The sequence below is a fragment of the Geodermatophilus sp. SYSU D00742 genome, assembly GCF_054049935.1.
In genome coordinates this window covers 92,875-115,243 of sequence record NZ_JBJGYJ010000011.1, presented here as the reverse complement: position 1 = coordinate 115,243, position 22,369 = coordinate 92,875, and the positions used below count along the sequence as shown (strand labels likewise).

General features: G+C 70.9%; 17 protein-coding genes and 1 pseudogene. 5 read left to right on the top strand and 13 right to left on the bottom strand.

The genetic code is table 11. From position 1 onward, the window contains the following. Nucleotides 1-70 precede the first annotated feature (70 nt). The 7 genes from fahA to ACI78V_RS10120 all read right to left on the bottom strand — a co-directional run bounded on the left by fahA (nucleotide 71) and on the right by ACI78V_RS10120 (nucleotide 7,995). Nucleotides 71-1,285 (bottom strand): fumarylacetoacetase, encoded by a 1,215-nt coding sequence (fahA, locus tag ACI78V_RS10150; protein WP_456850774.1) that lies wholly within the window; start codon nucleotides 1,283-1,285, stop codon nucleotides 71-73. Further along, the gene (locus ACI78V_RS10145) at nucleotides 1,282-2,121 is read right to left on the bottom strand and encodes a hypothetical protein (protein ID WP_456850773.1); all 840 of its coding nucleotides are present in this window, start codon (nucleotides 2,119-2,121) and stop codon (nucleotides 1,282-1,284) included. Before ACI78V_RS10145 ends, fahA begins: the two co-directional genes overlap by 4 nt. Further along, nucleotides 2,118-3,323, bottom strand: coding sequence for a cupin domain-containing protein (locus tag ACI78V_RS10140; protein WP_456850772.1), 1,206 nt, complete (start codon nucleotides 3,321-3,323; stop codon nucleotides 2,118-2,120). The genes ACI78V_RS10145 and ACI78V_RS10140 overlap by 4 nt, the downstream gene beginning before the upstream one ends. Nucleotides 3,324-3,343: 20 nt before the next feature. Beyond that, nucleotides 3,344-4,957 (bottom strand): FAD-dependent monooxygenase, encoded by a 1,614-nt coding sequence (locus ACI78V_RS10135; protein ID WP_456850771.1) that lies wholly within the window; start codon nucleotides 4,955-4,957, stop codon nucleotides 3,344-3,346. Nucleotides 4,958-4,965: 8 nt separating this feature from the next. After that, a complete protein-coding gene (locus ACI78V_RS10130) occupies nucleotides 4,966-5,928 on the bottom strand; it encodes an MBL fold metallo-hydrolase (protein ID WP_456850770.1) in 963 nt (320 codons plus the stop codon). 438 nt (nucleotides 5,929-6,366) lie between these two features. Continuing rightward, on the bottom strand, nucleotides 6,367-7,200 hold the full coding sequence (locus ACI78V_RS10125; protein ID WP_456850769.1) for a MoaF C-terminal domain-containing protein: 834 nt from the start codon (nucleotides 7,198-7,200) through the stop codon (nucleotides 6,367-6,369). Between the two features lie 24 nt (nucleotides 7,201-7,224). Then, nucleotides 7,225-7,995, bottom strand: coding sequence for an SDR family NAD(P)-dependent oxidoreductase (locus tag ACI78V_RS10120; RefSeq protein ID WP_456850768.1), 771 nt, complete (start codon nucleotides 7,993-7,995; stop codon nucleotides 7,225-7,227). A 284-nt stretch (nucleotides 7,996-8,279) separates the two neighbouring features. Between ACI78V_RS10120 and ACI78V_RS10115 the strand changes: the two genes are divergently transcribed. From ACI78V_RS10115 to ACI78V_RS10095, 5 genes and pseudogenes are all read left to right on the top strand, one after another. Next, nucleotides 8,280-8,858 carry a TetR/AcrR family transcriptional regulator gene (locus ACI78V_RS10115; protein WP_456850767.1) on the top strand — a complete coding sequence of 193 codons (579 nt, stop codon included), beginning with the start codon at nucleotides 8,280-8,282 and terminating at the stop codon, nucleotides 8,856-8,858. A gap of 511 nt (nucleotides 8,859-9,369) precedes the next feature. Beyond that, nucleotides 9,370-10,878: an APC family permease gene (locus ACI78V_RS10110; protein WP_456850766.1), complete on the top strand. Its 1,509-nt coding sequence runs from the start codon at nucleotides 9,370-9,372 to the stop codon at nucleotides 10,876-10,878. Next, entirely contained in the window at nucleotides 10,875-11,681 is an 807-nt protein-coding gene (locus ACI78V_RS10105) for an SDR family NAD(P)-dependent oxidoreductase (RefSeq protein ID WP_456850765.1), read from the top strand. The genes ACI78V_RS10110 and ACI78V_RS10105 overlap by 4 nt, the downstream gene beginning before the upstream one ends. Before the next feature lie 71 nt (nucleotides 11,682-11,752). Next, nucleotides 11,753-13,468: an FAD-dependent oxidoreductase gene (locus ACI78V_RS10100; protein WP_456850764.1), complete on the top strand. Its 1,716-nt coding sequence runs from the start codon at nucleotides 11,753-11,755 to the stop codon at nucleotides 13,466-13,468. A gap of 42 nt (nucleotides 13,469-13,510) precedes the next feature. Next, nucleotides 13,511-13,774: pseudogene (locus ACI78V_RS10095) on the top strand (hypothetical protein); the annotation flags it as partial. 22 nt (nucleotides 13,775-13,796) lie between these two features. Here ACI78V_RS10095 and ACI78V_RS10090 read toward each other — a convergent pair. The 6 genes from ACI78V_RS10090 to ACI78V_RS10065 all read right to left on the bottom strand — a co-directional run bounded on the left by ACI78V_RS10090 (nucleotide 13,797) and on the right by ACI78V_RS10065 (nucleotide 22,331). Further along, entirely contained in the window at nucleotides 13,797-14,390 is a 594-nt protein-coding gene (locus tag ACI78V_RS10090) for a TetR/AcrR family transcriptional regulator (RefSeq protein WP_456850763.1), read from the bottom strand. A gap of 180 nt (nucleotides 14,391-14,570) precedes the next feature. After that, nucleotides 14,571-16,079 carry an APC family permease gene (locus tag ACI78V_RS10085; RefSeq protein ID WP_456850762.1) on the bottom strand — a complete coding sequence of 503 codons (1,509 nt, stop codon included), beginning with the start codon at nucleotides 16,077-16,079 and terminating at the stop codon, nucleotides 14,571-14,573. A 392-nt stretch (nucleotides 16,080-16,471) separates the two neighbouring features. Further along, complete coding sequence (locus ACI78V_RS10080) at nucleotides 16,472-18,442, bottom strand: primary-amine oxidase (RefSeq protein ID WP_456850761.1); 1,971 nt, start codon at nucleotides 18,440-18,442, stop codon at nucleotides 16,472-16,474. An 878-nt stretch (nucleotides 18,443-19,320) separates the two neighbouring features. After that, nucleotides 19,321-19,548 (bottom strand): hypothetical protein, encoded by a 228-nt coding sequence (locus tag ACI78V_RS10075; RefSeq protein ID WP_456850760.1) that lies wholly within the window; start codon nucleotides 19,546-19,548, stop codon nucleotides 19,321-19,323. A 467-nt stretch (nucleotides 19,549-20,015) separates the two neighbouring features. Further along, nucleotides 20,016-20,315 (bottom strand): anti-sigma factor family protein, encoded by a 300-nt coding sequence (locus ACI78V_RS10070; protein ID WP_456850759.1) that lies wholly within the window; start codon nucleotides 20,313-20,315, stop codon nucleotides 20,016-20,018. 189 nt (nucleotides 20,316-20,504) lie between these two features. Next, nucleotides 20,505-22,331 carry a glycoside hydrolase family 15 protein gene (locus ACI78V_RS10065; RefSeq protein WP_456850758.1) on the bottom strand — a complete coding sequence of 609 codons (1,827 nt, stop codon included), beginning with the start codon at nucleotides 22,329-22,331 and terminating at the stop codon, nucleotides 20,505-20,507. Between the last annotated feature and the right edge of the window lie 38 nt (nucleotides 22,332-22,369).

Genomic DNA, 22,369 nt, shown 5'->3' with positions numbered 1-22,369 from the left:
CCTGGGTCGGTGACGGGGGTGGTGTGGTCGGGGACGCCGGCAGGGGCACCGGCGGACGGTGCGGTGGTGCTCATGGCACGGGTGCCGCTGCGATCTGGCCGGTGACCTCGCCGAGTGAGATCCGGCTGCCGCCCGGTCCCGGTGCGGTCGCGGTGAGGGTGACGACGTCGCCGTCCTCGAGGAAGGTCCGGGTGCTGCCGTCGGACAGTTCCAGTGGCTCCTTCCCACCCCAGGAGAGCTCGATGAACGAGCCCCGCTGGTCCGGGCGCGGGCCGGAGACGGTGCCCGAGGCGTACAGGTCGCCGGTGCGGAGGCTGGCGCCGTTGACGGTCATGTGCGCCAGTTGCTGCGCGGGCGTCCAGTACATGAGGTCGAACGGTGGGCAGGAGATCAGCTCGCCGTTGAGGCGCACCTCGATCGCGATGTCGAGGCCCCAGGGCTCGCCTTCGGTGTCGTCGAGGTAGGGGAGCGGCTTCGGGTCGCGGGCCGGAGGGTCCACCCGAGCCGCATCGAAGGCGGCCAGCGGCACCACCCACGGTGAGACCGAGGTCAGGAACGACTTGCCGAGGAAGGGGCCCAGCGGCACGTACTCCCACGACTGCAGGTCACGGGCGGACCAGTCGTTGACCAGGCAGACGCCGAACACGTGATCCGGGAAGGCGCCCAGTGGCACCGGGCGGCCGAGTTCCGATGGTGTGCCGACGACGAAGCCGATCTCCGCCTCGATGTCCAGGCGTTGCGAGGCGCCGAAGGCCGGGGCGTCGTCGGAGGGCGCCTTGCGCTGCCCGCACGGGCGGATCACCGGGGTGCCGGACACCTGCACCGTGCCGGCACGGCCGTGGTAGCCGATGGGCAGGTGCTTCCAGTTCGGGGTCAGGGGAGGCGATCCGGGCCGGAACATCCGGCCCAGGTTCTCCGCGTGGTGCTGCGAGCTGTAGAAGTCGACGTAGTCGGCGACGTCGATCGGCAGGTGCATCGTCACGTCGGTCCGGGCCAGGAGGTGGGGCTCGACCCTGTGCCGGTGCGCCGTGTCGGTGAGCCACGTCTTCAGGTCCGCTCGCAGGGCCCGCCACGCCTGGGGCCCCCGGGCCATGAACGCGTTGAGCGAACCCGTCGCGTGGACGTCGTCGCCGGTGAGCGCGTACAGGTCGAGGACGAGGTCACCGATCGCCACCCCGGTGCGGGGCTGCGAACCCGGCGTGGAGAACACGCCGTAGGGCAGGTTGCCGAGCCCGAAGCCGGTGTCCGGGGGGAGGTCGAGCCAGGTCTGTGCGTTCGCGGTCACGCGTGGATCCGTTCTTGGGAGGGCAGCAGGCTCAGGCGCACGAGGTCCTCGACGGGCTCGAGCACGCTGCAGGTTCCGAAGGAGGTGAACAGCGCCCGCGCTCGGCCGGCGCGGTGGGGCGGCCACGTCCGCAGCGCGGCGACCATGGCGCCCGCGTCGGAGTCACGCAGGCGCTCGGCGGCGATCCGGGGTGGTGCCCCGGCCGACAGCGCGGAGACCGCCAGCAGCAGGTTGAGGAAGCCGTGGTGCTCGAAGCCCGTGGCGGGATCGGTGTGCCGCACGGCGTGGTGCAGGCCGGCCGTGCACTTGGAGGCGACGTCGCGGGCGACGCACGCGTGCAGGGTCTCGGCGAGCTCTGCGGCCGACGGGAACAGCTCGGGACGCAGGCCGCCGGTGCGCAGCTTCGCGCGGTAGCGGGTGCCGGCGAGGACGTCGAGCACCTCGTCCCGCGCGGCAGACCGGGGGAGTTCGACCGCCGCCGGCACGGTGGCGGGCAGCAGCTCGTCCAGTGCGCGCACCGCCTCGGCTGCGGCCTCCGCGTCGGCGACGACCGGCACCTCGACCGCGGCCAGGGACAGGCCCGGGTCGTCCTCGACCCGGCGCACGGCGGCCCGCAGGTCGCCGGCCGCCACGATCAGCGAGATGCCGAACGCCGGGCCGGCGTCGAGGTGCGCGCTCAGCCCGTCGAGCCGGGCGGCCGGCACGACGAACGGGCCGACCAGTCGCCCGAGCCGCTCGCGCAGCTCCCGGTGCGCGGGAACGGCGGCGGCCATCGGGGCGTCGCCGGGCGGGAACAGGGCCGCGTCGTCGAAGAGCCCGTCGAAGAGGGTGGTCACGCCGATGGCCCTCGTCCCGCCCACGACCAGGCGTACCTGCCGTCGTCGACGGCGAGCCCGCCCTCACCGAGGTCGAGCGGCCGGAAGGTGTCGACCATGACGGCGGTCTCGTCGAAGTACTCGATGCCCAGCGAGCGCTCGACCGCGCCGGGCTGCGGGCCGTGGCTGTGCCCGCCCGGGTGCACCGAGATCGAGCCCTTGCCGATGCCGGATCCCTTGCGGGCCTCGTAGTCGCCGTCGACGTAGAACATGATCTCGTCGGAGTCGACGTTGGAGTGGTAGTAGGGCACCGGCACCGCCTGCGGGTGGTAGTCGACCTTGCGGGGCACGAAGTTGCAGATGACGAAGTTGTGGCCCTCGAACACCTGGTGGACCGGCGGTGGCTGGTGGACCCGGCCGGTGATCGGCTCGAAGTCGGCGATGTTGAAGGCGTAGGGATACAGGCAGCCGTCCCACCCGACCACGTCGAAGGGGTGCTCGGGGACGACGTGGATGGTGCCGGTGAGCCCACCCGGCCCTCTCCCCCGGTGCTTGACGTACACCTCGACGTCGGTGCCCTCGGCCAGGAGCGGCTCGGCGGGCGTGCGCAGGTCGCGCTCGCAGAACGGGGCGTGCTCCAGGAACTGCCCGTACTTGGACAGGTACCGCTTCGGAGGGGCGATGTGGCTGTTGGCCTCGATGGCGTAGGTCCGCAGCGGCTCGGTGCCGGTCGGGACCCAGCGGTGCGTGACGGTGCGGGGGATGATCACGTAGTCGCCCTGACCGACCTCGAGGGCGCCGAAGGACGTCTCGACCGTCGCCGTGCCGCGTTCGACGTAGACGCACTCGTCGCCGGTCGCGTTGCGGTAGTACGGTGAGGTCGCCGAGGAGACGGCGTAGGAGATCCGGACGTCGCCGTTGCCCAGCACCAGTCGCCGGCCGGTGACCGCGTCGGTGGCCTTGTGCTCCTCCCCGGGGAACAGGTCGTGCAGCTTCAGATGCCGTGGCGTCAGCGGTGCGTTGGGCGTGAGCGTCTGGTCGGGCAGCTCCCACGGGCGGGCATCGACGATCGCCGACGGCACGCCGCGGTGGTAGAGCAGCGACGAGTCGGAGGAGAAACCCTCCTCACCGACCAGCTCCTCGGAGTAGAGCCTGCCGTCGGGGGCGCGGAACTGGGTGTGCCGCTTCGGCGGGATGCTGCCCACCTGCTTGTAGAACGCCATGGGAGTGCCTCCAGGAAGGGTCAGGCCAGGACGGGGCTGGGGACGGAGCGGTCGAGCAGACGGGCCACCGCGGGTGCGACGTCGGCGGAGCGCGTGAGGACGGCCGCCACGTGACCGTCCGGGCGCAGGACCCAGATCTCGTCCGGGCGGGCGCCCAGCGCCTCGCGCAGCGTGGGACCTGCGTCCAGCTCGCTGATGCGGTGCACGGCGACAGGCAGGTCCGCCGGCAGGGACTCCGGCAAGGTGGGGACGGAAGCGTCGTCCCCGACCAGAACCGTGACCCCCTCGCGGGCCAGTTGCCGCAGCCGCACGAGGTCGGGCCGGCCGGGCACGGTGACCGGGCAGTCGGGGACGAGCACCCCGGGCGCGGGGACGGGGACGTCGCCGCGGGCCGGCCGGCCCGGGAACGGACGGCGCTCGTCCGGGGTGGTCAGCGGTGAGTCGACGTACCAGAACGGCTCGGCGAGCCGGCCGGAGTCGACCTGGGCCCGGGCCTGCGGGTCGGTGGCTGCCCGTTCGAGGACGTCGAGGCGGCGGCGGGCCTCGTCATCGTTGCCCGGCACGAGGAACCGCATCGTGTCGCCGGTGACCGCGATGTTCTCCTCCGCCGCGGCATGCCGCTCGTCGTGATAGCTGTCCAGCAGCGAGTCCGGCGCCCAGCCGCGGAGGACGAAGGCGATCTTCCACGCGGCGTTCTCGGCGTCGAGGACGCCGGAGTTCAGGCCCCGGGCCCCGAAGGGGGAGACGAGGTGCGCCGCGTCGCCGGCCACGAGCACCCGGCCGACCCGCATCCGGTCGACGACTCGCGAGTGGAAGCGGTAGACCGACTTCCACACGATCTCGTAGGGCTGCTCGCCGATCACCTGCCGGATCCGCCGGTCGAGACCGCCGGAGGCCTCCTCCGCCGCGAGGTCGAAGTCCGGCGGGACCTGCCAGTCGATGCGGAAGGTGGAGTCCGGGCAGGGGTGGATGAGCACCTGGCGGCCGGGGTTCCACTCCGGGTCGAAGTAGAACCGCCGCTCGGTCTCCCAGCCGGGCATGTCCGTGCGGATGTCGCAGATGAGGAAGTAGTCGTCGAACGTCTCGCCCTCGAAGGTGAGCCCGAGGGCCGCCCGGACCTCGTCACTGCGAGGGCCGGAGCACGCGACCGTGTACGAGCCTCGCACCGACGTGTTGCCGCTCGCGGTCGCGCACGTGACGGTCACGCCGGACTCGTCCTGCTGGATGGCCGTGACGCGATGCCCCCAGCGGACCTCGATCAGCGGTTCGGCGGCCATGCGCTCGTCGAGCAGCTGCTCGGTCTCGCACTGCGAGATGTTGACGAACGGGGGGAAGGGGGACTTCCCGCGGTCGGCGAACTGGAAGTTGAAGAGCTCCTTGTCGCGGTGGAACGTCCGGGCGGTCGTCCAGGTGACGCCGCGGCGGGCCACCTCCGCGCCGACGCCGACGGCGTCCCAGACGTCGAGGACGTCGCGCTGCTGGCAGATGGCCTTGCTGCCGATCACGTCCCGCTCGGGGCGTCCGTCCAGGACGACGACGGGCAGGCCCCAGCGGGCCAGCAGCAGGGCGGTGGTCTGGCCGACCGGACCGCAACCCAGCACCAGGACCGGTGCGCTCGTGGAGGGGGTCGTCATCGGGGGCCTCATCCCTGCAGCTCGGCCCAGACAGCGCGGTCGCGCTCGGCGGTCCAGATGACGGGGCGCTCGATGCCGGAGAACTCGTCCCACAGCCGCTGGACGTCGAAGGGGAGGCAGTGCTCGAAGATCGGCCACTTGCCGTACTTCGGGGCCAGGGCGGTGTGGGTGGCGGCGAAGGCCTGCTTGAGGGTGCCGCCGGCGCGGTGCACGTCGCCGACGGTGCGCTGCATGGTGAGCAGGAAGTCGCGGGTCTGCTCGATGGCGGCGTCGACCTGGTCGCGGCCGCGGGCGATGGCGCCGCGCCCGCCGATCAGCTGCTGCGCGCCGAGGGCCTTGACCCGGTCGAGGGTGTCGGACGCCCAGTCGAAGTGGAACGCGTCGCCGGTGTAGAGCGCGGCCTGGGACTCGACCAGGTCGCCGGCGAAGAGGATCTCGTGCTTGGGGATCCAGGCGACGATGTCGCCCTCGGTGTGCCCGCGGCCGAGGAACTCCAGGACCAGCTCGCCGCGGTCGCCGCCGAGGTCGATGGTGAGCTTGTCGCGGAAGGTCATGGTCGGCCAGGTGAGGCCGGGGATGGACTCGGGCTCCTCGAACAGCCGTGGCATGCGGCCGTACTCGCTCTCCCAGTCCTGCTGGCCGCGCTCGGCGATCAGGTGCTTGGTCTGCTCGGAGCTGACGATGATCTCGGCGTCGAAGGCGCTGGCGCCGAGCACCCGGACGGCGTGGTAGTGGCTGAGCACCAGGTAGCGGACCGGCTTGTCGGTGTGCTCGCGCAGCCTGTCCAGCCAGCGGCGGGCCGCCACCGGGGTGGCCAGCGCCTCGAAGCAGACGAGGAAGTCCTCGCCCTCGATGGCACCGAGGTTGGGGTCGCCCTCGGCGGTCAGCGCGTACACGCCGTCGGCGAGCACCTCGAGGGTCTGCTCCTTGACGCCCAGGTCGGCGGAAGAAGCGAAGGGCTTGGTTGCCATGAGGGGATCTCCTGATCCGCAGTTGCTCGATAGTCGAACGATGCGTTCTCTTACCGGTCCAACGGTACGGGCGAGTGGCCTGGGACACAAGGGGTGGGATTCCGATGTCGCTGAGACGGCGACGCCCGGGTGCCAAGCGCGTGCTGGGCACCCGGGCGTGGCTGACCTGGAAGGTGGTCAGTCGACCGGCATCCAGGGCGTGTCGATGGAGACGGTCTCGGGGACGGCGGCGATGCGCTGGCACCAGGCATCTCGGCGCCCTGTGCGTTGCCCGCCTCGGCCTGCTCGAGGCTGTCGTAGACCAGACGTCGGTCCCACGAGCCGTCCTGGTTCTTTCCGACGACCGGTACGGCGACGAGCCAGGGATGATCGCGGCGACGGCGCCACGGCCGGCGTGCGACCGGTGCGGCCGCAGCGCCGACTCGTGACGGGGGCCGGTCAGGCGGGGCGCGGGCGGCTCTCGTCCACCCCGGGCACCCGGCCGAAGTCCTGCGCGTAGGCCCCCATCGTCAAGTTCACCAGATCACCGCTTTGCTGATCGAGGCCGAACTGGATGCCCACGGTGCGCAGGGCGGCCAGGTCGATGAGAACCATGCCCTCGACGCCGACGTTCTTCTCCAGCCAGGAGAACAGATAGGTCTCGTCCCGCAGCTTCCAGTACGTGGCGCTGTCGGTGTCCCCGACGCCGAGCTCGGCGCCGCCGAGGCACAGCCACGTGAACAGGTTCTCGTTGAGGTAGACGTGGTCGTAGACGTCGTCGCTGCTGTAGGCGTACCGGACTCGGTGGCCGATCAGCTCGGTCGTTCGCTGGTGCGCACCGTTGCCAGTGGCGTCGGTTCCGGCGAGCTGCCCCTGGAACCACCGCTGACGAGCCAGGTGAGGCTCCGGCCGGAGGCCGAGTTCGCCGACGGCGCCGGTGGCCTGGCCGCTGTCGGTGTCGAGCGCCATGGTGACGACGACCGGGTGGTCCTCACCGCTGCGTCGGTAGTGCAGGAAGAACAGGCCCGGCTGCATCTCGAACAGCTCGTAGGTCTCGGATCCCTCGCGTGTCCCGGCGCCGTCCTGCACCGTCCATCGCAGGGTCTCGCCCTCGAACTCGTGGATCAGCGTGAAGTCCGTGCCAGCCTCGCCCGGAACGCGGCATCGCAGTTCCAGACGTCGGCCCGCGAGCGCAGCGGACAGCGGTGGGCGGTATTCGTCGAATCCGTCGGCCATCTCGGTCAACGACGCCCAGTCGTCCTTCGCCCAGCTGAAGGCGGGGGTGGTGGTCATGTCAGGTCCTCCATGGGGATTCGGTCAGGGGGTGTCGAAGTCGAGCGGGGGCAGCGCGGAGCGGGCGACGTAGCCGAAGTCGGAGACGATCGGTGACCCGTTGATCGGCGCGCTCACGGGCGAGGCGAGGAAGGCGGCGTGCGCCGCGATCTGCTCGGGCTGCATCACAGGCAGGCCGGCCCCCGCGAAGCCCTGCGGGCGGCCGAGGTCTGCGCGGGACATCGGGGTGTCCACAACGCCCGGACACAGGCAGTTGACGCGGATGCCGGGGTGATCGACGGACAACGCCCGGGTGAGCTGGAGGACCGCGCCCTTGGAGGTGCAGTAGGGCGTCATGCCCTCGAACCCGACGAGAGCCGAATCCGACGCAATGAAGACCATGGTCCCGACGTCACTGCCGGCCAGCCGGGGAATGCTGTGCTTGGCGACGAGGAAGTTGCCCTTGACGTTGACGGCCATCACCCGGTCCCAGTCCCGCTCGGACACATCGGCCGCAAGGGTCCCGACCGGACCGGAGACGCCTGCGCAGCCGAGCACGGTGTCCAGCCGGCCGAAGGAGTCGACGGTCCGAGCCACCGCGTCGGCCACCTCGGCCTCGACGGTGACGTCCGCCTGGACGAACTCGACGGGGAGCCCTCGCTGCCGCAGCCCGTCTACGACGGTCTTGCCGTCGGCGCTGCGGTCGAGGACGGCCACGCGGGCGCCCTCGGCGAGCAGGGCGTCGACGCAGGCGCGCCCGATGCCCGAGGCGCCGCCCGTGACGAGCGCGACGCGGTTCGTCAGGTGCAGGTCCACGGGTACTCCTGTCGAGGGAATGCGGCTGCGGCCGGTCGAGATCCACTGGTGAGCGCGGTCGAACGCGACGGTCCCGCCGACATGGACTCCGAACGTTCCGGGCGGGAGTGACCGCTGGCACACGATGCACGAAGTCCACAGAACTGGTCAAGTGGACAGCGAGATTCCGCGAGGGCACGCTCGCTCGATGTCGGGGACGTCCTCGTGGTCGTGCGAGGCTCGTTGCAGCGAGCCGCGGACCTGTGGCATCACCGAACTGGAACTTCGTCGCCGGGAGCTACGCCATGACTGTCGCCAGGACCTCGCCCCAGCGGGAGGGACCTCGGTACGGCGAGGGGCGGACCGCACTGCTGGCCGCCGCGGTGCATGTGGGTGCGACCCAGGGGCTGCGTCATCTGACGTACCGTTCGGTGGCGGCAGAGGCAGGCGTGGCCCACGGGCTCGTCGCCCACCACTTCGGCACGCGGGACGCTCTGATCGAGGAGGCCCTGCAGTACTCCCTCGAGCACGGCGTGGCCTCGCTCAGCTCGGCCCCCGGAAGTGGCGACGTCGAGGCGCTGTTCGTGGGCGTCCAGACGTGGTTCGAGCAGGAGACCGACGACGCGGTGTTCCAGTACGAGCTCATCCTCGAATCGCGCCGGCGACCGGCCCTCCGCCCTCACGTGGAGCGCCTCTACCAGGCGTATCGGGAGGCTCTGCGCACCGAGCTGCAAGCCTGTGGCCTGCCCGACGATCCGGACCTGGTGCATCTGGTTTTCGCGGCGCTGGATGGCCTCGTGTTCCAGCAGGTCTGCCTCGGTGAGACCGAGGCGACGGAGGGGGCGCTCGACCGGCTGCGCGGGCTGCTCGGCCGGTTGCGCTGAGGTAGCTGGGCTCGCACTCCCGGGCTGTGTCGAGCGCGTCGAGGAGCGCTCTCGGCCCACTGCCTAGGGGACCTGGTCTGGCTGCAGGGGCAGCTACCACCCGGCGACCGCGCCGCCGCCGCCGGCTTCCGCGTCCGGGGGATCGTTCCATCATCGCGACTCGGACTGCTGTGGTCCCGCGCGTCCGCCTCGAGGCGCTCGTCGCGCGAGGTCTCTGAGGGAGTCCTCCGCCGGGGAACCGGAAGCGGCAGGGCTGTAGGCCGCTGACGCAGCCTCCCTCCGAGTCGCGTCGAGCGCTTCGCAAAAAACTCTCGCTATCCACTTGACCAGTCCGGCCGTGACCGGCACCATTCTGTGTCACCCGTCACTGTCCAACTGGCCAGTTTGGGCCAGGGCGGGCTCCACGGCGCTGCCGGTCCCCGATCGCGCGGACCCCTGTTGCGTCCGGCTCTGCCACCGCCCCCCGACGCCCCTCGCGACTTCCTCGGAAGCTCTGCAGGAAGGACCTTCGATGGTCAACACCGGTTCCTTCGACAGGCCGAGCCAGCCTGCCCCCAGCAGGCAGGACAGGCCGACCGGCCAGAGCCCTACCCCAACAGCCACCCTCACGCAGGGCAGCGGGCTGCGCCGCAATCGGCTGGGGGTGTTCGGCGTGGCGTTCTTCGTCATCGCGGCCGTCGCTCCCATGGCAGCGATCGTCGGCGGATCTCCCGTCGTCTTCGCCACTGTGGGTCCCGGCACACCGGCGGTGTTCCTCCTGGCTGCATTGCTTTTCGCCGTCTTCAGCGTGGGCTACGTGACGATGAGCCGGCACATCACCAACGCCGGCGGATTCGTGGCCTACATCGCCCGCGGCCTCGGCGCTCGTGCGGGCACCGCTGCTGCTGGGGTGACCGTCCTCTGCTACGTGTCGCTGCTGTGCGGGTTGTTGAGCCAGTACGGCGTCTTCGCGGAGCAGCTGCTGTCCGTCCGTCTCGGGCTCAACATCCCCCGCGAGATCATCCTGCTGCTCTCCATCATCCTGGTGACCGCGCTGACGGCGCGCGGAGTGGACATGAGCCTGCGCGTTCTGGGTGTGCTGGTGACCATCGAGGTGCTCACCTTCGTGGTTCTGGACCTGGCGATCCTCGGTGACGGCGGCGGCACCTCGGGGGCGTCCCTGGCGGGGTTCGACCCCGGCAACGTCTTCAATGCCGGGCTCGGCGTGGCGTTCCTGTTCGCCTTCGCGTGCTTCACCGGCTTCGAGGCGACCGTGGTCTTCTCCGAAGAAGCCAAGACCCCACGCCGCACCATCCCGCGGGCCGCCTACCTGTCCATCGCCTTCATCGGGATCTTCTACGCCTTCACCACCTGGTGCCTGTCGAATGCGGCCGGGCTCGACGCGGTCCAGCAGCAGGCCGGCGACAAGCTCGCCACCGGCACCTTCGTTCCCGACCTGGCCGGCGAGTACGTGGGCGGCTGGTTCGTCACCCTGCTCGACGTCTTGGTCGTGACCAGCTTCCTGGCGATGCTCATCGGCTTCGCGAACATGTTCGCCCGCTACCTCTTCGCCCTCGGCCGCGCCGGAGTCCTTCCCGCGTCTCTCGGACGTACTACCGCACGCAACGGCACGCCGGCCGTGGCTGCCATCGCCATCGGCGTGATGGAGATCGTCGTGCTGACCGGGTTCGAGCTCGCCGGCGCCGATCCGATCGGCATCACCTTCTTCTGGCTGCTGGCGCTGGGCACCGTCGCGTTGATCGCCGTCCTCGTCCTCACCTGCGTGGCCATGCTCGCGTTCTTCTCTCGCACCGAGGTGGAGGAGGGCGCCTGGCAGACGAAGGTCGCACCGGCCATCGCCCTGATCGGCTTCGCCACCGTGCTGTACCTGGCGATTGCCAACTACGACATCCTGGGCGGGACCGGTGCGGGAAAGTGGCTACTGCTGGGCATCCCGGTGTGCGCCGCTGCCGGGTGGGCGCGGGCGACGGTCAAGCGCTCCGTGGACTTCTCCACGGACCTGTCGAGCGGCACCCCGTGAGCGTCGTCGTCGTGACGGGCGCGGGCTCCGGGATCGGCGCTGCCGTCACCGAGGCCCTCACCTCCCGCGGCGATCAGGTGGTGGCCTGCGGGCGCCGGTCGGGCCCGCTGCACGAGGTCGCCGCTCGCACCGGTGCCCGAGCGCTGCCCGGCGACGTGGCCACCCCCGAGGGTGCCGCGGCGGCCGTCGCCGCCGCGCAGGAGTGGTTCGGCGGCCTGGACGCCCTCGTCCTCAACGCCGGTGTGGCGTACCTGGGCACCGTCGACTCGACGACGGTGGAGGAATGGGAGGAGACGCTGCGGATCAACCTCACCGCGCCGTTCCTCATGGTCCGCGCCGCCGTCGGCGCGCTGGTTGCGAGTCGCGGGGCGGTCGTCACTGTCGGCTCGGTCGCCGGGCTGCGAGGGGCCCCCGCCTACGTCGCCTACGGAGCCAGCAAGGCCGGGCTGCACATGTTCACCCAGGACCTCGCGGTCGACCTCGGGCCGCGTGGCGTGCGCGTCAACTGCGTGGCTCCGGGATGGGTCCGCACCGAGATGGCGGACCAGGAGATGGCCGATTTCGGCGGCCCGCTCGGCCTCGACCTCGAGCAGACGTACGCGCGGGTCACCGCCGCCGTTCCCCAGCGGCGCGCCGCCGCACCCGGCGAGATCGCCGACGCCATCGCCTGGCTTCTGTCCCCGGCCGCCTCCTACGTGCATGGCGCCGTGCTGCCCGTCGACGGCGGCAGCACCGCCATGGACGCCGGCAGCCTCGCCTTCCTCCCGGACGCGCCTCTTCCGACCACGGAGGGAGCGGCATGACCACCACCTCGCCCACGAGGCCGGGCGACGAACCATCGGTCGATCGACCCACCGGCCCGAGAAAGACCGTGATGGACACGCAGGTGGACGTCATCGTCGTGGGCGCCGGATTCGCTGGGCTGGTCGCCGCCCGGGAGCTGGGTGCGGCCGGTCACCGGGTGACCGTGCTGGAGGCCCGGGACCGCATCGGCGGCCGGGCGTGGACCGACCACGGCCTCGGCCACCAGCTGGAGATGGGTGGCACCTGGGTGCACTGGCTCCAGCCGCACGTCTGGGCCGAGATCACCCGCTACCGGCTGAAGATCGTGCGCAACCCGATCCCCGAGCATGCCTACTGGATCGCCGACGGCAAGCTCGTCGAGGGTTCGCCCGAGGAGCTCGCCGAGCGCGGCGCCCGGGCGCACGAGGCCGTCGTCGCCGGCTCAACCACCTACTTCCCGCAGCCCCACGACGTCCTCGCCGTCCTGGACGCCGCGGACGAGGACGGGGGCAAGCGTCGCGAGGAGTTCCTCGCCCTCGATCAGCAGCCCCTCATCGAGCGTCTCCGCGAGGCGGGTCTGAGCCAGGAGGAGATCGATCTCGCCGACGCCTTCTGGACGGCGTGCTTCAACGGCAGCTCGCAGACCGGCTCGGCCACAATGGCGCTGCGCTGGTTCGCCCTCGCCGGCAACGACTGCGCCCTGCTCAACGACACGACGCTGGCCTACAAGCTCGTCGACGGGATGCGTGGGCTGTACGAGCGGATTGCCGCCGACGTCCGCGGTACCGTCGCCCTCGGCACCCAGGTGCAGGCGATCAGCTACCGCGAGGACGGCGCTCGGGTCCGGACTACCGACGGGGAGGTCCTGGCCGCCGACGCCGTCATCGTCACCGCACCGGTGAACGCGCTGCGCGGCATCACCTTCGACCCGCCGCTGCCCACTGCCGAGGCCGAGTTCGTCGAGACCGGCCTCAACTCCACTGGCACCAAGATCTGGGCCAGGATCCGCGGGCACCGCTCCTTCCTCGCCCAGGCCCCCTCCGGCCACCCGCTGAACTTCGCCTGGCCGGAGTACTACCTCGACGACGGCACCAGCATCATCGTCGGCTTCGGGCCCGACGCCGCCGCGTTCGACGGCAACGACGCCGCCGCCGTCCAGGAGATCCTGCGCGGCTGGATCCCCGACATCGAGGTCGTCGAGTCCGTCACCTACGACTGGGTTGCCGATCCGCTGAGCCGGGAGACCTGGGCCACCTTCCGCACCGGCCAGCTGACCGGTGGATGGGCGAAGCTGCGCTGTCCGCACGGGCGGCTGTTGTTCGCCGGCGGCGACTACGCCGACGGCTGGGCCGGCTTCGTCGACGGCGCCATCCAGAGCGGTCTCGACGCGGCGGCCACCGTCCGTTCCTGGGCCGACCCAACCGGCACCACCCCCACCCCGGAGAACAAGGAGAAGAACATGACCACCAGCACCGTTCCGCAGGCCACCGTCACCCCCGAGACCTGGGAGCCGTTCGTCGTCCAGGGCCAGGAGCTCGGCGAGGTCCACTGGCTGGTGCAGAGCCAGCGCGCCCAGGGCGTGTTGGCCGCGGGCATCTGGCGGATCGGCCCCGAGGAGGGCGCCGAGCTGCCCTACGCGGTGGCCGGCAGCGAGACCATCCACGTCCTCGAAGGTGAGGCCGAACTGGAGACCTCCGATGGGGAGAAGATCCGACTCACCCCGGGCGACGTGGTCTCACTTCCGGACGGCTTCACCGCTACCTGGCGGACCCTGTCGCCGTTCAAGAAGTTCTTCGTAGTCGCCTGACCATCGGTCAGCGGCGGGGGCGAACCCGTCACGGCAAGGGCCGTGGCGGTAGTCGGCCCAGCTACTCGCACGCGCGCCGAGGCGTATCCGTCACCGCGACCGTCCACACCGGCTGTGCGGGAAGTCAGCCGTTCCGGCTTCCGCCAGGTGCTGAAGGTCGAACTGGAAGCCGCCAGCATCCGTGCGGACGATGCCCTGGTCCCCCTCGTCTTCGCGGCCGTCGACGGGCTGCTCTTCCAGCAGGTCGTTCTCGGCGACCCGGCAGCCACCGGTGCGGGGATCGAGCGGCTCCGAGACCTGCTCCGGTCGCTCATCCAGCCCATCCTCCTCAGCGAGAGGCGAGTGCGGCGAGGGCGGAGTCGAGCATGGCCAACTGCGTGGCCGGGGACGTCGGAGCGTCAGGGAGCAGGGCCAGCACTTGGAGACCCAGGGCGGTCGCCAGGAGCTGCTCGACCACGACGTCGTCGGCCGTGGCCACGGTGATGTCGCCGTCCTCGCGTGCCTGGGCTACAAGGGTGCGTAGGTCCTGCCGCCATCGCCGCATGGCCCGGTCGTTGAGCTGGGCGAGCCGCTCGTCGGTGACCGTGCGGTTCCAGAACGGCAGCACGATCCGCGCTTCGAGGCGGGTGAGCTCGGTGGTCGGCAGGACCTCGACGAGGAGTGCCCGGAGTGCGGCGAGACCGCGCTTGCCGGCGACCGCAGTGCGGATCCGTTCGTTCGTCCTGTCGAAGACGTAGACGTAGGCCGCCTCGACCAGTTCGTCCTTGCTCGCGAAGTACGGCGCCAGCGCACCGTTGGCGTACCCGGCCTCCCGGGCGATCTCTCGCATGGTGGCTGCGTCAGCACCTCGAGTGGCCATCAGCCGCCAGGTCACCTCCAAGATCTCCTGGCGTCGTCCGTCGCGGTCCACGATCTTCGGCACAGGGCTCCCGTCTCCTCGTCGGCACCGACGAGTGTGGGTCATGGAAGGGGGACGGATCCGACTCGATCCGGCCGTCTGCCCGTCCTCTCGTCGGTACCGACGGACGAGTGTGACGCCGTCTGCGTCCGGGCTCCGCAGGCGGGCCCGGACGCCGACGCATACGCGTGTGCGGAGTTCGGCTCAGGTCGTGGAACCGGCCCTCGAGCGCGATGGAGCCTCGGTCGAAGCCGTCGCTGGTTCCGCTGTTGCGGAGCCTCTGCGTGTGAGATCGAGGACGATGCCGATCAGCAGGGCGAGCGGGACGGTGAGGATCAGCGGCACGGCGGTCCCCATCGAGCCGCCGATGAGCAGCGTGAAGTTGGACAGGACCAGGTAGGTCAGGGCGGCGATCAGCACGGCGGCGAGGACCGGCGCGATGACCGTCTGCCACGGGCGGGTGTCCAGCTTGGTGCGCCGGAAGAAGACGACCACCGAGATCGAGGTCAGGAAGTACAGGACCACCAGGCCGAGAACGGCCACACCGCTGAACCAGGCGAACAGTGTGAGGACCGGGTCGAGCCCGAGGATCGCGAACGGCATGACCAGCAGCAGTGCGAGCGCGGTCTGCAGCGCGCTGGCGACGTGGGGCGCGCCCTGGCGCGTCGTGCGGGCGACGACAGAGGGCAGTACGCCGGTCGTGCCCATCGAGTGCATGTAGCGGTTGGAGGCGTTGTGGAAGGCCAGGATGCCGGCGAGCAGCGAGGTGGCCAGGAGGACGCCGCCGACCTCGGCGGCCCAGGGGCCGATGGCGTCGGAGATGGCGGCGAAGAGCAGGACGGTGCCGTCGCCGGATTCCAGGGCGCTGCCGGCGGCGTCGATGATCTGGCTGGCGCCGTAGTGGCTGACGACCATCCAGGAGACGAAGGCGAAGAACAGCGCAATCGTGGCGACGGCGAGGTAGGTGGCCCGGGGCACGGTGCGGGCGGGGTCCTTGGCCTCGGCGGAGTAGATGGCGGTGGACTCGAAGCCGAACATCGAGGCGATGCCGAAGGTGAGCGCGATGCCGGGCGCGCCGGCCAGCAGTGCGCTGGGCGTGAAGCTGGCGCCGGGGTCGAGCCCCTCGGGGCCGCCGCCGGAGAAGAGGGTGACGAGGGCGAAGGCCAGCAGGATGGCCATCTCGGCGGCGACGAGCACCGCCAGGAAGCGGGCGCCGAGTTCGATGTTCAGCGAGCCGAGCACCTGGACCGCGGCCATGGTGACCAGCGCGCACAGCCACCAGGGCGGGGCGAAGCCCAGGTAGGTGTCGAAGAGGAAGGAGACGATGAACCCGTAGAGGCCGTACATGCACGCCTGGATCGCGTTGTAGGACCACAGGGCCAGGACCGCCGAGCCGGTGCCCGGGCGACGTCCGAGGCCTCGGCCGATGTAGGCGTAGAACGCGCCCTCCTCGGTGACGTGCCGGCTCATCGCGATGAAGCCGACCGCGAACAGCGCGATGACCAGGCCGACGACCAGGTACGCCGCCGGTGCGCCGGCGCCGTTGCCGAGCGCGACGGCCAGCGGCAGGGCGCCGCCGATGCCGGTCAGCGGGGCCTGGGCGGACACGACGAAGAAGAGGATGCCGAGGACGCCGATCGCGCCCCGCTTGAGCTGGCGGTTGCCGGCTCGGTCGTGACTGGGCGGCTCGGTGGCTTGCGTGGAGTGGGACATGGTCGCTCCAAGAGGAAGGCGAAGAACCCGGTCATCTGCCGGAGCACCCCGCAGCGAGAGGGAAAGGCCGCCCTTCGACAGGACGATGAGCTGTGGTGCCGGTCGGTGCCTCCGCCTTCTCGGGGGAGCGGGGAGGGGCATCGGCGGGGAACGCTCAGGCGGTCGTGACGGCTCGCGTTCCGAGGTGGTGCGGGTGTCGACGGAGAGGAGGGGCTGGATGGCAGCCTGCTTCCTCCTGGTCTTCCCAGGCATGTCCCTCGTTCGACGACATGCCGGACGGGAAGGGCGGTGGTGGCCGGCCTCCCGGAACCGGGCGACGGTGAGCGACGGCGGCTGCGCCTCGTCGAGGTGCCAGCCCTTCGTCGGTGAGCTCGTTGTCCCCGACGACGCGCTCAGCCATGGCAGCAGCTGTCCGCCGCCGGGCTGGCCTCCGTGCCGACCGACCGTGACTGGCAGTGGGCGCTGGCGTTCGGCGGGACGTCGAGGGTCGGGTTGCGGTCGAAGAAGCCGACCGGCTTGAGCCGGAAGCCGGTGTAGTCGACCGGCATGATCGGCCAGTCCTCGGGCCGGGGGACGTGCGTCAGGCCGAAGGTGTGCCACACCACCAGGTCGGTGCCCTGCACCTCGCGGTCCGCGGCGACGTAGGCGGGCAGGCCCGCGCCGCCCTTGTGCTGGTTGACGAAGTCGCCGGCCGCGTAGCGCTCGGTGGGGTCGTAGCGCGTGACCCAGAGGTGCTTGGTGGCGAATGTGGCCCGCCGGTGGATGGGGCTGTCGGGATCGGCCAGCAGCGTCGGCTGCCCCTCGGGCAGCAGCGCGTAGGCGACCGGGTCGCCCAGGCGGTTGCGGCTCTCCGGGTTGGTGATGTGCCAGACGCGGCCGACGCCCTGGTCGGCCATCCGCTGAGCCTCGGACTCGCGGCGCAACGTCGTCCTCCGCTGGGCGAACGCGTTGCCGCGCGGGTTGTCCGGACCCATCGGCACCCGGACGAAGTCCAGCTCCTCGACGGTGTTGGTCGGCCCGTCGACCATCATGTCCAACCGGGCACTGAACAGGTGCTGGTGGAACGGCGCACCGAGCCCGGGGGCGAGCTGGGAGGCGTAGGGGTAGTCCGCCCCCGGATAGGCCGAGGTGAAGACGATCCCGGTGGCCTTGACCTCGAAGCCGATCGTGCCGTCGAGGTAGAGGTACCAGTAGAAGCCGTAGTCGTAGTTGCCGATGGTGGTGAAGAAGCTGATCACCATCCGGCGCTGCCGGCGGGTCTCGGACGAACCGGCCCAGAGGTCGGTGTGCTTCCAGAGGACGCCGAAGTCCTCCTCGTGCATGCAGATGGCGTTGCGCAGCACCTGGGGGTTGCCGCGCTCGTCGGCGATGACGGCGTTCATGTAGGTGATGTCGCCGAGGCAGTCGCACCCGAGCTCGAGCGCGTTGGCGTAGCGGCCGACCAGGTACTCGCCGGTGTCGAAGTAGTTCTGCCACGAGCGGATGGGGGAGGGGTCGGCGTAGGGAACGACCATCTCCGCGATCGACGCGCGGTGGATGATCGGCCGCAGCCGGCCGCCGTCCGCGAAGCCGATCTGGTGCAGCGTCAAGCCCTCGCGGGCGTCGAAGCCGACCCGCAGCTGCCAGCCCTCCCAGGTGAGCAGGTTGCCGTCGAGCGTGAAGCTCGGTCCTTCGGGCTGGGTGATCTCGATGGGCTTCTGGGTGGTGCGCAGCGGACCGGTGACCGCTGGGTCGTTGAAGTTGCCCGACTCCTCGGGAACGGGCACGGGACCGAGGTCGATGACCTGGTCGACGGACTTGTTCATGACGTCGACGTAGGCGACCAGCCCGTCGATCGGGTGGGCCCACGGGTGGTCGGCCGGGTGGTCCTGACGGAAGGCGAGACCGCGCAGGATGCGACGGCCTTCCTCCTCGGGGTACTCGAAGACACCGGCCGACAAGGGCGCCACGCGCACGTCGGCCACATCCAGCCCGCGGGCGGCCAGGGCGGTCAACCAGCGCTCGTCGGTCGCCAGCACCTGCTCGACGAGGGCGAACTCCTCGTCGAGGACGGGGAGCTGCCCGTCGACCGCGGTGTCCAGCTGTCGGTCGCAGACGACCTGCCGGTTGGTCACCGAGACGACGATGTCGCGGGCGGCCGGCCTCTCGACATCGTGCAGCAGCACCCTGACCTGACGGTCCGGGACGTGCTCCCCGCCGTAGATCGCAGCCTTGTCGGGCTCCTCGAGGCCGACGTGGACGAAGCGGCTGGACTCGACCACCACCCCGGCCTCGGCCAGGACTTCGCGTGCGGTGGAGATCTCCGCGGCGGTGAGCTGGGCGAGCGGGTGGGTCGTGGCAGGGGCGGCGGGGGTGGCCGTCATGGGGTCTCCCAGTTTTCGTTCTACGGGTGTAGAAAGACTGCGTGACGCACGTTACAGACCTAAGTCCGGCATGTGAAGGGCCTGTTCGATTTCCGAGCGGCAGACGGCTCAGGTTGCGCGTACTGCGGCTGGTCCTGGCGGCGATGATGGGCCTCTGTGCCGCCTTGCACCTGGTCGCGGCTTCGGGCGCTCCAGCGGGATCGGACGCGCACGTCCTCCTGATGCTCGCCATGGCGATGGTGTGCCTTCCCTGCGCGACGCACCTCCTCCTGGGACCCTCGCGTCGGACGTGGGTGCACGCGGGCGTGCTCGCCGTCGGCATGCTGGCGGCACACCGGGTGCTCGTGCCCTTGTCTATGCCTGCGGGGCACGACCATTCCGGCTCAGCGTGGTCGGCGGCCCCGCTCGTGGGCGTGGTCGCCCCCGCAGTGACGCTGTGTCTGGCGGTAGTCGGCGCGGCAGCGCAGGGCTGGGCCGTCAGTACCGGCTCTCGCTGAGCGGCTCGGTTGACGGCTCCGGCCGGTGGCGCGTCACGCTCGGCGACTGGCGGTGCGGCGGTGCGAGAGGGTTGTCCGGACAGGTCCGTGCGGCCATTTTGACCACCATTTTGACCACCATTTTGACCACCATTGCACCCTGTTCGGCGCGGTTCGCTGCTGTTCGCCGTCGTTCCGTATGCCGCTTGACCTGCGGAGACGGACTTCGGTGAACGGCGGTGGACCCGCTGCCGTCAGCTGGGGGTCAAGGGGTCGCAGGTCCAAATCCTGTCAGCCCGACAGTGGAACCACAGGTCAGAGGCGGGTCGGCCGAGAAGGCCGACCCGCCTCTTGTAGGACTACAGCAACGGGTACAGCAACGCCGCCGGCGTACAGCAACGGTCACCAGCGGAGAGCCTGGTCGAGCCGGTCGGCTGCCTCACGCTGCTGCGCCAGGCCCACGTGGCTGTAGATGTCGGCGGTGATGGCGTACGACGAGTGCCCGAGGTGCTCCTGGACGACCTCGGTGTGGGTGCCGGCCGCGAGCAGGAAAGCCGGCGGCGGAGTGCCGCAGGTGTGCAGGGCGACGCCGCGCAGGCCGGCTTGCTGCGCGAGAACCTCGTTCGGCACGGTCTCGGGTTGTCCGTCAACGTCCGCTGGCCAGCTTTGGCCCCGCGCACGTGTCTCGCCTCATGCCGTACCGCTGGCCCGCGGTGCCACATGGTGTCGCCCGGGACCGGTTCCAGCCGCGAGTCCCAGAAGAGGCTGCCCATCGGACTGGGCAGCCCGAATCGCAGCGCGGCTCCGCAGGCGCGTCTTCGGGGACGCGTTCGGGTACCCCTGAGGCAGGGGGTTCTCGATCGCCTCGCTCGGTGGGGCGCTGGCGGGCGAACGGTGCTGTCGATCCATGGGAACGTAGGTGATGTAGTCCGCCGGGTCGTAGGTGTTCATGATCGACTCCCGTTGCTCGTTGCAGCTCGTCATGAGCACGCAGGTGAGCGCAGGCACGCGGCCGCAGAGACTGTCGGGACGCAGCCGGCTGGCACCTGAACCGGCGTCGAGTCGCCGAGGGGAGGGGATCCACCGGTCCTGGGCCGTTACGGGCTCTCGCCGTGGGTGTCCTTGTGCAGGGTCGTGAAGACCTCGAGCAGTCGTTTCCGCGCGGGCTCGGGCAGCGTGGGGGTGGGCAGGTTGTGGAGCGCGGCAGCGGTGCTGCGGATCTGCGCGAGGTAGATGTGGCACGGCTCGCACAGCTCGAGGTGCGCGGCGATGGCGCTCTCGACGTCCTGGGGAAGGGTCCGCTCGAGATGTTCCGTGACCAGCTCGACGAACTCCTGGCAGGCGATCTCCACGACGTCGTGATCGGCGGTGGGTCGTGACCCCGGGGGTTCAGCCACGGTGCTCTCCTTCCCCCGCTGCGCAGCGGCACACGCGCTCCGGCCTCGCGCGGCCGCCGTCCGGCGGATCCGTGGCGGCGCCCGTATCGAGGCGCGACCGGATCCCGGCGTCGGCGAGAGCGGGGGAGGACACGCGGATGCACAGCACGCGCGGCAGCCCACGGAGTCCATCGGCGTCGACCGTTCTCATCATCGACCGCGCTGCGCCTGGTCGATCGCCCATGCTGCGTTCACCAGGCCGATGTGGCTGAATGCCTGCGGCACGTTGCCGAGCAGCTCGCCGGTGCCCGGGGCGACCTCCTCCGACAGGAGACCCAGGTCGTTGACGAACGCGGCGGCCCGCTCGAACACCTCGCGAGCCCGGTCCACCTGACCGGACAGCGCGAGCGCCTGGGCCAGCCAGAAGGTGCACAGCAGGAAGGTGCCCTCCTCACCGGCCAGACCGTCGACCCCGTCCTCGGTGCGGTAGCGGTAGACCAGCCCCCGGTCGTCGGTGAGCCGCTCCGCGATGGCGTCGATGGTGGCCAGCATCCGCGGGTCGTCGGCCGGGATGAATCCCACGATGGGCAGCATCAGGTTGGAGGCGTCCAGCGCGGTGGACCCGAAGTACTGGGTGAACGCGCCCGCCTGCTCGTTCCAGCCCTGCTGCAGCACGGTGTCCGTGATCTCCTCGCGGACCTTCACCCACTCGTCGACGCGGTGCTCGCAGTTCAGCTGGGGGGCCAGCGCGATCGCCCGGTCCAGTGCGACCCAGCACATGACTTTCGAGTACAGGAAGTGCTGCGGCTCGCCCCGTACCTCCCAGATGCCCTGGTCCTCGTCCCGCCAGCGGACGGCGGCGGTGTCGGCACAGGCGGCGAGGAACCACCGCGTCTCGTCGTCCAGCGTCGACAGCTGGTCGGCCAGGCGGGCGGCCGCACCCAGCAGCTCCCCGTAGACATCGACCTGCCGCTGGTTCCACGCGCCGTTGCCCACCCGCACCGGCCGGCTGTCGCGCCAGCCCCGGAGGTGGTCGAGGGTCCGCTCACTGAGGTCGTGCTCACCGCCCAGGCCGAACATGATCTGCAGGGACATGTCCGGGCCGATGCCGCCGGCACCCGCGGTGGTCATGAAGGCGAAGAAGTCCTCCGCCTCGTCCGGGCAGGCCGCCACCCACAGCGCCTCCATCGTGAAGCTGGCGTCACGCACCCAGGCGTAGCGGTAGTCCCAGTTCCGCTCGCCGCCCACGCCCTCGGGCAGCGAGGTCGTGCCGGCGGCGACCACCGCGCCGCTGGGCTGGTACGACAACCCCTGCAGCACCCGGCCGCTGAGGTGTACCAGGTCGGCCCACGGCCCGTCGTACGCCTGGTGCAGGTCGCACCAGGACTCCCACGACGCCAGAGTGCGGTCGAGCAGCTCGGCCAGCTCCTCCTGGGCCCAGACGTGTGCGGACACCGGGTCGCCGAGGGTGCTGCGCTGCAACGCCAGGTGGACGACGTCACCGGCCCGCAGGTGCAGCCGCGCCCGCGCCCGCCCGTCCTGCAGCGTCGCCTCGCCGGGCAGCGTGAGCACCAGCCAGTCCGCCCCGCCCCGGGCAGCGACTCCGCCGTCGAGGTGGGAGAGCAGCGGCACGATCAGCCCGTACTCCGGGCGCGGCCGGTAGTCGACGAGCACGTCGACCTCGCCCGAGGTGCAGGCCAGCCGGCGGACCAGGACGTGCGGGACGTCTCGGCCGAGCCGGTGTCCCTCGTTCTCCGGGCCGAGGCCCAAGGCGTCGGTGAGTCGCAGCTCCCCCTCTGCCGTCCGGAACGTCGTCTCCAGAGCCAGCGAGCGCCCGGCGTAGCGGCGGGTCGCCGTCCACGCCACCTCTGGCTGCACCGACCAGTGGCCGGCGTCGTCGTCCAGCAGCGCGGCGAAGACCGACGAACCGTCGAAGCGCGGGAAGCACAACCAGACGACGCTCCCCGCGCGGTCGACGAGAGCGCAGGAGTGCCGGTCGGACAGGAAGGCGTGGTCGGCGATGGGGGTGGAGCTCATGGGGATCTCCCGGAGGTCGATCGGGTCTCGTTGCTTCC